Source organism: Trichocoleus sp. AS-A1, assembly GCF_039962015.1.
GTDB lineage: Bacteria > Cyanobacteriota > Cyanobacteriia > Cyanobacteriales > FACHB-T130 > FACHB-T130.
The window spans coordinates 1-8742 of record NZ_JAMPKG010000074.1 but is presented as its reverse complement, the minus strand read 5'-3'; the positions used below and the strand labels follow the sequence as shown (position 1 = coordinate 8742).

At 46.0% G+C, this 8742-nt stretch carries 8 protein-coding genes and 1 pseudogene; 1 reads left to right on the top strand and 8 read right to left on the bottom strand.

Features of this window, described 5'->3' with window-relative positions:
- From NC994_RS27305 to NC994_RS27275, 7 genes and pseudogenes are all read right to left on the bottom strand, one after another.
- The coding region (locus tag NC994_RS27305) for a GAP family protein (RefSeq protein ID WP_190431383.1) at nucleotides 1–694 on the bottom strand (694 nt) is incomplete at its 3' end.
- A 46-nt stretch (nucleotides 695–740) separates the two neighbouring features.
- Nucleotides 741–1907 carry an ABC transporter permease DevC gene (devC, locus tag NC994_RS27300; RefSeq protein WP_190431382.1) on the bottom strand — a complete coding sequence of 389 codons (1167 nt, stop codon included), beginning with the start codon at nucleotides 1905–1907 and terminating at the stop codon, nucleotides 741–743.
- A 79-nt stretch (nucleotides 1908–1986) separates the two neighbouring features.
- Nucleotides 1987–2331, bottom strand: a complete 345-nt coding sequence (locus NC994_RS27295; RefSeq protein WP_190431380.1) for a DUF2834 domain-containing protein — start codon at nucleotides 2329–2331, stop codon at nucleotides 1987–1989.
- A 75-nt stretch (nucleotides 2332–2406) separates the two neighbouring features.
- Nucleotides 2407–3603, bottom strand: coding sequence for an ABC exporter membrane fusion protein (locus NC994_RS27290; protein WP_190431378.1), 1197 nt, complete (start codon nucleotides 3601–3603; stop codon nucleotides 2407–2409).
- A complete protein-coding gene (locus tag NC994_RS27285) occupies nucleotides 3600–4163 on the bottom strand; it encodes a TetR/AcrR family transcriptional regulator (protein ID WP_190416288.1) in 564 nt (187 codons plus the stop codon). Before NC994_RS27285 ends, NC994_RS27290 begins: the two co-directional genes overlap by 4 nt.
- Nucleotides 4164–4512: 349 nt before the next feature.
- Nucleotides 4513–4773: pseudogene (locus NC994_RS27280) on the bottom strand (tyrosine-type recombinase/integrase); the annotation flags it as partial.
- 322 nt (nucleotides 4774–5095) lie between these two features.
- A complete protein-coding gene (locus tag NC994_RS27275; protein ID WP_190431376.1) occupies nucleotides 5096–6991 on the bottom strand; it encodes a hypothetical protein in 1896 nt (631 codons plus the stop codon).
- 157 nt (nucleotides 6992–7148) lie between these two features.
- Between NC994_RS27275 and NC994_RS27270 the strand changes: the two genes are divergently transcribed.
- On the top strand, nucleotides 7149–7325 hold the full coding sequence (locus NC994_RS27270) for a hypothetical protein (protein WP_190416286.1): 177 nt from the start codon (nucleotides 7149–7151) through the stop codon (nucleotides 7323–7325).
- 95 nt (nucleotides 7326–7420) lie between these two features.
- Here the strand turns inward: NC994_RS27270 and NC994_RS27265 are convergent, their stop codons facing one another.
- Complete coding sequence (locus NC994_RS27265; RefSeq protein ID WP_190416285.1) at nucleotides 7421–8332, bottom strand: tyrosine-type recombinase/integrase; 912 nt, start codon at nucleotides 8330–8332, stop codon at nucleotides 7421–7423.
- Nucleotides 8333–8742: the final 410 nt, after the last annotated feature.

The window sequence follows — 8742 nt, the reverse complement described above, 5'->3', positions numbered from 1 at the left end:
AGGCATCAATCACTTTTTGGCGTAGGTCAAGCGAGTAGGCTTTCATGATCGGCGATTGTCTGGCAGGCTGGGCTACTCCCTTACTGTATGCCATCCAACTGAGAACCGCTATAATTGAGCGGTTGATGGCATTCAACCGAGCAGCAGCCGACTCTTGAAATACAATGTAAATCCCCAGCAAAATAATTAGGGGCAGAACGAACACGACGTTGTAGATACCCAAAACACTCATAATGGGAAGTAGATCGAGTCTTGCTTGAATCACTCGTTCGAGTGCTGCTAGATAGGGAAGCGCTGTTGGAAATTCCCAAAAGGTTACGCCAAGTCCAAGTAAAAAGGCATAAGTCGGTTTAATATTTTTCGGATGTTTTACAGCTTTCTGCTCGTTAGCCGTGTTTAGTGTCCAGCCAACGGCAAGCATCACAGCGCCAATGATGAATTGGAGGACATAGATAATTGGGTTTGACAAAAATAAACCTGCACTGCTCATCAAGGTTGTAATTACCTTGCCAAAACCAAGAACGATGAGCAACCCAGCCGCCCAATAGGCCAAAAAGACACCAAGGATAAATAACACGGAACGAGCAATCGGTTTTGGAGTGCTGAGCAGGTAAACCTGAATTGCCGTTGCAGTTGGATTGAGGCTGTCAAGGGCTGCGATCGCAACCAGAGGAGCTATAAGCGTGTTCACCATTACATCAGGGTTTTATATGAGGGTTAAGGTTATTAATTGTGTGAAGTTAGAAAATATCAGCTGGGTCAGCAGACTGTAATTTCCTCATTGCGATCGCTCCCGATGCAATGCACATTACAAGCGTCAAAGACAACACGAGTACCAGACGATCCAGCGACATCTTGACGGGAAGTAGCGTCGCTTGTGCTATTAGTCCGTAAAGCCCAAGTGAAATCACGAATCCCGGCATAAAACCCAGGATTGCCAGAATCAACGCCTCTTGAAGCAAAATACCAACTAAGAAGCGATCACCGTAACCCATTGCTTTGAGCGTGGCGTATTCGGGTAGGTGATCGGAAACATCAGAGTAAAGAATCTGATAAACAATTACCGTTCCCACCAAAAATCCCACGATAGTTCCGAAGCCAAAGATAACGCCGATCGGACTAACTTGACTCCAATAATTTCTCTCCCGTTGGACAAATTCTTCTTTGGTCAGAACCAGCACATCATTCGGCAATTTGGCTTTTATATTTGCTTGCACTTGCTCGATATCTGCACCCGGTTTCAACGTAATTAGACCGACGTCGATATCATCGGCTTGGCGTTCTGGAAACAGACGCAAGAAACTAGAGTCACTCACAATCAAATTGCCATCAGCTGAGAAAGAGGCTCCCATTGTGAAGACACCAGTGACTTGAATTTGTAAGTCATTCAGTTGAGCTGGAAGCGGTTTAGATTGCTGAAGTTGACTAGCAACATTACCCAGATCGGGTCGCGCTGCCTGGTCATAAAGTACATAATTCAACATCTTGAGTTTATTCAATTCAGGTGCAGCATCTGGCACATCCATTGCTGGGTTACTGGGGTTGAAACCATAAATTTGTACCTGCCAGAAGGTTCGATTAGCAGGATTACGCCATCTTCCGATTCCTAGATAGAGAGAATTAATAGAAGCTACGCCATCTGTACCTGCTGCTTGAAATAGCCTAGAGCGTGAGAAGGGTTTGATGGTCTGCACGTTATCAGATAGAGAATTTAGCAAGAACAGGTCGCCCCGCAATCTGTAGTGCATCCCCGTAGCAGAAGTATAGGCAGACTCCATCAGTCCAAGCTGGAAAAACATGAGGATATCAGCGAAGCCAATTCCAGCTAAGGCAACAAAGAGGCGGGTTTTTTCTCGCTTGACCTGTAACCAGGCTAGAGGTGTTTTGCGAAGTAGTTTACGCAACATAACTTGAGTACTTGAGCCAAGAGGGTATAAAGTTGGAGAGCAGAAAATGGCTGAGAGATTGGTTAAAACAGAAGCGTCTTTAAGACTGAACTATTTGATCTAATTGAGTGGTTTCTTCGAGCTTGCGTTGCCGCAGGAGTAGAAACAGAGGTAGCGCTAACGAAACACCAACTAGTAAATTAGTGGCGATGTATACCCACAAGTTTTTCATTTTGAGCCGTGAACCTTCAACCCACACAAATGTCCACAGAGCAAGAGATGAGACTACGACATCCATACCAAAGAACGCAGAAATTCGATTGATAAAAAGCTGCTCAAAGAAACGTTCCAAATCAAGTCCGTTTTCAAGTAGAAATGGGATGAATTGGGAGTAGGGTAAAGCAATTCCCAGAATGCAAAAAATCAGATATGTGCCTTGAAGCATAGTACTCATTTCCTGGTGTAGGTTTCTCTGATGACACGCAAGCACAAAGTTTAGATATCGGGCGACCGTTATTTTTTACTTCAAACTCACTTGCGGTTGAATGGCTACCTGTACCTGCAAGTTGGTTAGGCTTGCCACTTGTTGACTATCCTTTGAATTGAGGCGAATTCTGACCTCAACGACACGGCGATCGAGGTTCTGTCCGGGCTGATTGCTGAAGACTTTTTGCTGGCTAACTTGCAACCCAACTTGGCGAACCGTTCCCCGCAGTTCTCCAGAAATCCCCTCACCAGTAACGATCGCTGATTGACCGCTGCGAATCTTGCCAATGTCGCTCTGGTAAATTTCTGCAACTACTTCCATTGGGTCAGTCTTTCCCAGGTCAACAATGCCTTCGTCAGCGATCGCCTCACCGGATTGGGTGTAAACTTCCAAAACTTGCCCTGCGATCGGTGCGCGAATGGTTGCCTCTTTCAACTCAGCCTCAGCCCGTTTAACTGCTGCAACTGCCTGGTTTATCTCCGTTTGCGCCACGCGGACATCTTCAGGGCGAACTTCGGCAATCTGGTTTAGAGTAGCCCTAGCTCGATTGCTCTGGGCACGCAATGTGTCAGCCGTGCGATTCTGACTGGCTTTAGCTTCGTTGAGTTGTGCCTGTGCCGTTTCTAACGTGAGTCGCCGTTGGTCGAGGTTGGATGCCGAGAGTGCCCCCTCCCGATACAAACCTAGATAGCGGTTATAGTCTGCCTGTGCGACATTAACCTCGGATTGCCGACGAGCAATGATGGTGGATTGAGTCGCCATTTCGCCCCGAAACTCTTCTTGAAGACGAGTAATTTCGGCTTGCTGAGCGGCAATCTCTCCAGATTTTGCCCCTGCTTTGACTTGAGCCAGTCTTGCTTGAGCTGTGCTAACTCGCGACTGCGCCTCAAGTAAAGCCATTTGCAAGCGATCGCGACTATCGAGAATCGCAATCTCCTGATCTGCCTGGACGCGATCGCCTCGCTTAACCAGCAGTTGAGCTACCCGATCATTATTTAGCGTTGCTGGGGCAGCCACTCGCACTACTTCTGAGGCGGGTTCTAGTCGTCCCAACGCTGTGATTGGCTGAATAGTCGGTGCAGCCGGTGCCACAGGTTCGGCAGGCTTTTGTCCAAACTGAGAAATGCTGTAGTAGAGTGAGCCACTTGTGATGGCAATTCCCGAAACAATAAGTGCGCTCGTCCAGCGATTAAGAGGCTTTAGCCGTTGCAGGATGATTGAGTTTTTCATTTTTCTATATAATTAATCAACATTTTTCCAAGGAGTGTGACTTGCTCGAAAATTGGGATGTCATTCCCTTCCAAGCGCATTAACATCAAGCCCATAAGTTGACTCATCACAAAGTCTGCAAGGGCAAGGTCTGAAATTCCAAACAAGTCGGCAAAAGCCTGCCTGTCCCGTTGTCTGATTCGTTCAAAGGCTGGGTTATTGCGAACTGCCTCGATACCTTGCTGCTGACAAAAATCAACCATCATACAGATGTCTTTAATCAGACGGTCTTCGTACCTAACTGCGAAGTTGGCGAGTGCCTCAAATCGCTCCGATAGCGTTTGCCCGTCTTTTAATTCGCTGGCGAAGATTTGGAGATACTCTTGACTCATTTCTTCAACCAGTTGCTCAAACATATCCTCCTTGCGTGGGAAGTAGTAGTAGAGTGTTCCGGTTGATACGCCCAACTCTTTAGCAATCTGTCGAGTTGTGATGGAAGCGTATCCTTTCTGGGCAAACAGGTCAAAGCACTTGTGGAGCAACTCTTTGCGATATTGCTCATGGTCAACAATCTTCGGCATCTATATTTTAAATCGGGCAACCGTTATTTAATGTAACTTAACGGTAGCACAGGGTCAACTGGGCGAGTACTCAACTTGCGTCATCTTCAGTATCTGGTTTAGGGCACACGTCACGCCGCGATCAATTAACGGCATCAGTTGCCACGCTTCAATTTACTGCTGCAACTGCTATTCGGGTGATCGCCTTTTGTCGCATGAGTGCGATCACAAAGCCGCTGCTAATTTTTTGTTCAATCGACCACCGCATTAAACTGGGACAACTCTAAAACGCCACCGTTTAGGTTAGTGGATTCTAGGAGGGTGAAAGATAGGGAAACTGTTAATGAAATCGCCTAAAACTTTATTTTCGCTACCTATTTTGTGGTTTCACTAAATTATCATTCAACTCGAAATCCTTAGTGTTATCTAGGTCGTCATACAGGACTATTCCGACCTGCCCCACTATTGGGGAGAGCATTGATAGGGTGGCTGCGGCTCCCAAGATTTGTTCGTCCCTGACTTCCAGGTACGCTGCCAGTTGGGATAAGTCCCGGTGTCCTGAGTAAGCGGCGATGACGCGCAATGGAATTCCTGCATTGCTCATCTGAGTTAGAGCTGTGTGATAGAAAGAGTCGTTTTTGGCAAACAACACGATATCGGAAGGTATCAAACACTGGTGATGCTTGATAATTTAACAGATGAAGTGCAAATTACTATCTAAACCGACCGGATGCGAGTCAGCAAAGACAGGTTCCTAGAGCTTTCTTAATTCATTGCGCCGTTTTGGAGCAGGTAATCCACTTCTCAATGGTTATATCATCGGTAGCTTGCGGACACTTACCTCGCGGACATCCTATTCAATTTAGATGGAGCGTTCTCAAGGGCTTACGACAATACCACATCACGAGCAACGCCCCGGTATTTCGACTGGGTTTCCTTGCTAGAAGACTACTCTAATAAGATGTAACCATTTCAAGGGCTTGGTTTAAAATGCGCGAGGCTAATTCAGTTTGTCCATCTGATGTTAAATCATGCGCGATCAGAGCCAATGTCACGGCTTGATCGTATTTATTTTTCAAGGTTTGCGTGACTTGTATCGCTTGGTCGAAATTTCCCGATTCAGCCAACAGTTGAGCGATGGTACACAACATCAAAGCTTTAAAGGATTCATCTTTAATGTCTTGAGCCAGTTGCAAGGCTTGGTCGAGTTTTCCCGATTTAGCCAACTCATAAATGATGCTACGCAAAGCTGAGCTTTTGGAGGATTCAAATGGTAGGGATTGGGCGACTTGTATCGCTTGGTCGAGTTTTCCCGATTCAGCCAATTGTAGAGCGAGGGTATGTAACACGCTGGCTTTGGAGGATTCATCTTTAATGTCTTGAGCCAGTTGCAAGGCTTGGTCGAGTTTTCCCGATTCAATCAACTGTTGAGCGATGTAAAACAAGGTTGCCCCTTGGGAGGATTCATCTTTAATGTCTTGAGTCAGTTGCAGGGCTTGGTCGAATTTCTTCAATACAGCGAATTGTTCGGCAATGCTACGTAACGCTGAGTCTCTGGCGGATTGATCTTCAATCTGTTGAGCCAGTTGTATAGCTTGGTCGATTTTTCCCGATTCAGCCAACTTGGCAACGATGCTAACCAAGCCTAAGTTTTTGGAGGATTGATCTTGAATCTGTTGAGCCACTTGCAGGGCTTGAGCAAACTTTTTCGATGAAACTAAGCGTTCACCGATGCTACCTAACGCTGAGTCTTTTCTAGATTGAGCTTGAATCTGTTGAGTCAGTTGCAGGGCTTGGTCGATTTTTCCCGATTCAGCCAACTCGGCAACGATATCATCCAATATTGAGTCTTTTTCAGATTGAGCGGGGATGGTTTGAGCGAGTTTTAGGGCTTGGTCGATTTTTCCCGATAAAAGCAACTGTTGAGCAATGCTAGACAGCATTGAGGCTCTGGAGGATTCATCGGGTATGGTTTGGGTTATTTGTATGGCTTGGTCGATTTTTCCCGATGCAGCCAACAGAGAAACGATGTTAGATAACGCTGAATCTTTGGAAGATTTTTCTTGAATCTGTTGAGCAACTTCCAGAGCAACAGCGGGGTCGAAATTGCCCAATGAAGTCAACTTGAAAACGATGCCAGACAACGCCACGTCTTTGGTGGATTCATCTGGAATAGCTTGAGCCAATTTTAGGGCTTGGTCGATTTTTCCTGATGCGATTAAGTAGTCAGCGATGCCATACAACGTTGAGTTTTTAAAGGATTCATCTGGGATGGTTTGAGCCAATTTTAGGGCTTGGTCGATTTTTCCTGATACAGCCAAGTGTCCAGTGATCCTAGACAACGCTTCACCTGTAGAATGCTCATCTTGAATCTGTTGAGCGAGTTGTAGGGCTTGGTCAATTTTTCCCAATGCAGCCAACTGATAAGTGATATGAGACAACGCCACATCTTTGGTGGATTGCTCTTGAATCTGTTGAGCGAGTTGTAGGGCTTGGTCGATTTTTCCCGATTCAGCCAACCGATAAACGATATCAGACAACACAAGATTTTTGGCAGATTCAACTGGGATAGAGTGAGCGGCTTGCAGGGCTTGGTCAATTTTTCCCAATGAAATCAACTCGAAAACGATCGCAATCAGCGCTTTCGCTTTTTCCGATCTATCTCTTCTGGCTTGGGCTGCTGGTTCGCCTTGTCGGGATGAATCTGCCACTAGAACATCTGCTTGAACAATTTTGGTTTCATTCCTACTTGAAAGTTCAGTAGGACTTAAGGTGGCACTTACCCCATGCTGAGGCGTCAGGACTGTAAATAGTGTGAGTAGGGTGAGGAGGTAGGGTTGAGTTCGCATGGGGAGTCAATGAGATTGATGGCTAATTAAAATAAAAGATGTTGAGTCAGTCATTCGCAACTGCAATTATTAGTAGCCACAAGAAAATTCCGACAGATTACGCAACCTTCAAGGTCGGCTAGACCAAGTGATTGCATCACTAAAAGGGAACAAGCCAATGGGACGGAAAGCTAAACTCAAGAAAATTAGGCAATTGACACAACCATCACCTCAATCAGAAACGAACTCTGACCCGAATGAATTTGTGGAACGGTTAGAGAAACAAGGCTATCAACTAGAACGAGTTGAGCGTTGTCCCGAAGTACCCAATCACCGAGTAGAGCCACAGATGTAGCCTGATAGCGATTTGGGTTTTGTGGAATTGAGTCCCACCTGAGGTATTCATTGCTTGTTAGCAGTGCAAAATCAAGGCTGGGATAAAGACTTGATTTACTCCTCCTGACTAATTAGCGCTACAGCTAGGGCTAAATCTTCTGGAGAAGGTTCGCAGTATCGCTTTGTGGTTTCCAGACTTTCATGCCCAGCTAAAGCTGCAACCATTTCCAATCCAACACCGGCGTCAATTAAATTTTTACAAAAGGTATGCCGGAGAGAATGGGGCGAGAAATCTTCCAAATCTCCTTTGTATTTTTCAATCAGACTTTGGATACCGCGAGGGGTGAGTTGCCCCCGCTGCCCAATAAAGATGGGTCTTACGGCTCCACGATTTTTGTAATAACCGATTTCTATGAGTGCTGACCGAGCATCATGGTTGAGTGGAATCTCTCGACGTTTCGCCCCCTTCCCGGATTGCACAATCAAAATTGCTTTGTTGGGTGTGATTTTTATGTCAGACCAGTGAAGGTCACAAAGCTCAGAAACTCGCAGCCCGGTATTCAATAGTAATCTGACAATAATCAAGTCCCGCTCAAGACCACCCTGCTCTACCCGGGTGAGTAATGCCTGTTGTTCGCTGCGATTGAGCCAACGGATTCCCCGACGATTTTCTTTCACGACTTTGGGGATTTTCGGAACGGATGGAATCATCCCCGCGGAGAGTGCCCAATTCAAAAACACCTTGATGGTTGTCAACTTGCGGTTGATACTCTGGGGTTTGAGGGAATGGGATAAATCGCGCTTGTACTCGCGCAAGTCAACTGCGGTCACTAACTCTGGGAAAAATTCTGATTGCTGCTGGAATTCAAACCATCGGATGAAAGCATCGAGGTCGCACAGATAGTTGCGAATGGTCAGCGGACTGCGCTCATTTTCTTCTAGAGCGCGACGGAATCCATTTTTACACCGCGTCGAATTATACGCCGAGTTCAGATTACGATATTTGCGGATGGGGGTGACTGACATGAGACATGCGGCGACTAACTGTGCGTAATAGTAAAATTATATGCACACTTGGGGTCGGCAATGATCGCGAAACCGTCGCTCAAAAACAGCAGAGGCTTTTCAATGACTGGGTGCCAATGGGGACGAACTGGAGTGCAATCTACCTCAGCCAGCTTCATCTCAAAGCTTGATTAAAAGCACGCTGAATCAAAACTCAGTAAAAATACTATGTGCGATACAGCCTCTCACCGCTTAGGGTTGATTGGGAAAGCTTGAGGGGCATAAAAGATAGTGTCAAAAAGTAAGTTCCAACAACTTATACCAATTTCCTATGAAGTTGCACTTAATAAAGCTGTAGTGATGTAATCCCATCCACAAATGGAGGAGATCACTTCAGGAGAGATGAGATCGAGAACCTCTTTCAACTTCTG

Excerpts from the sequence above, each read along its gene's own strand:
- devC (WP_190431382.1), bottom strand. The coding sequence starts at position 1,907 with ATGTTGCGTAAACTACTTCGCAAAACACCTCTAGCCTGGTTACAGGTC.
- NC994_RS27295 (WP_190431380.1), bottom strand. The coding sequence starts at position 2,331 with ATGCTTCAAGGCACATATCTGATTTTTTGCATTCTGGGAATTGCTTTA.
- NC994_RS27290 (WP_190431378.1), bottom strand. The coding sequence starts at position 3,603 with ATGAAAAACTCAATCATCCTGCAACGGCTAAAGCCTCTTAATCGCTGG.
- NC994_RS27285 (WP_190416288.1), bottom strand. The coding sequence starts at position 4,163 with ATGCCGAAGATTGTTGACCATGAGCAATATCGCAAAGAGTTGCTCCAC.
- NC994_RS27275 (WP_190431376.1), bottom strand. The coding sequence starts at position 6,991 with ATGCGAACTCAACCCTACCTCCTCACCCTACTCACACTATTTACAGTC.
- NC994_RS27270 (WP_190416286.1), top strand. The coding sequence starts at position 7,149 with ATGGGACGGAAAGCTAAACTCAAGAAAATTAGGCAATTGACACAACCA.
- NC994_RS27265 (WP_190416285.1), bottom strand. The coding sequence starts at position 8,332 with ATGTCAGTCACCCCCATCCGCAAATATCGTAATCTGAACTCGGCGTAT.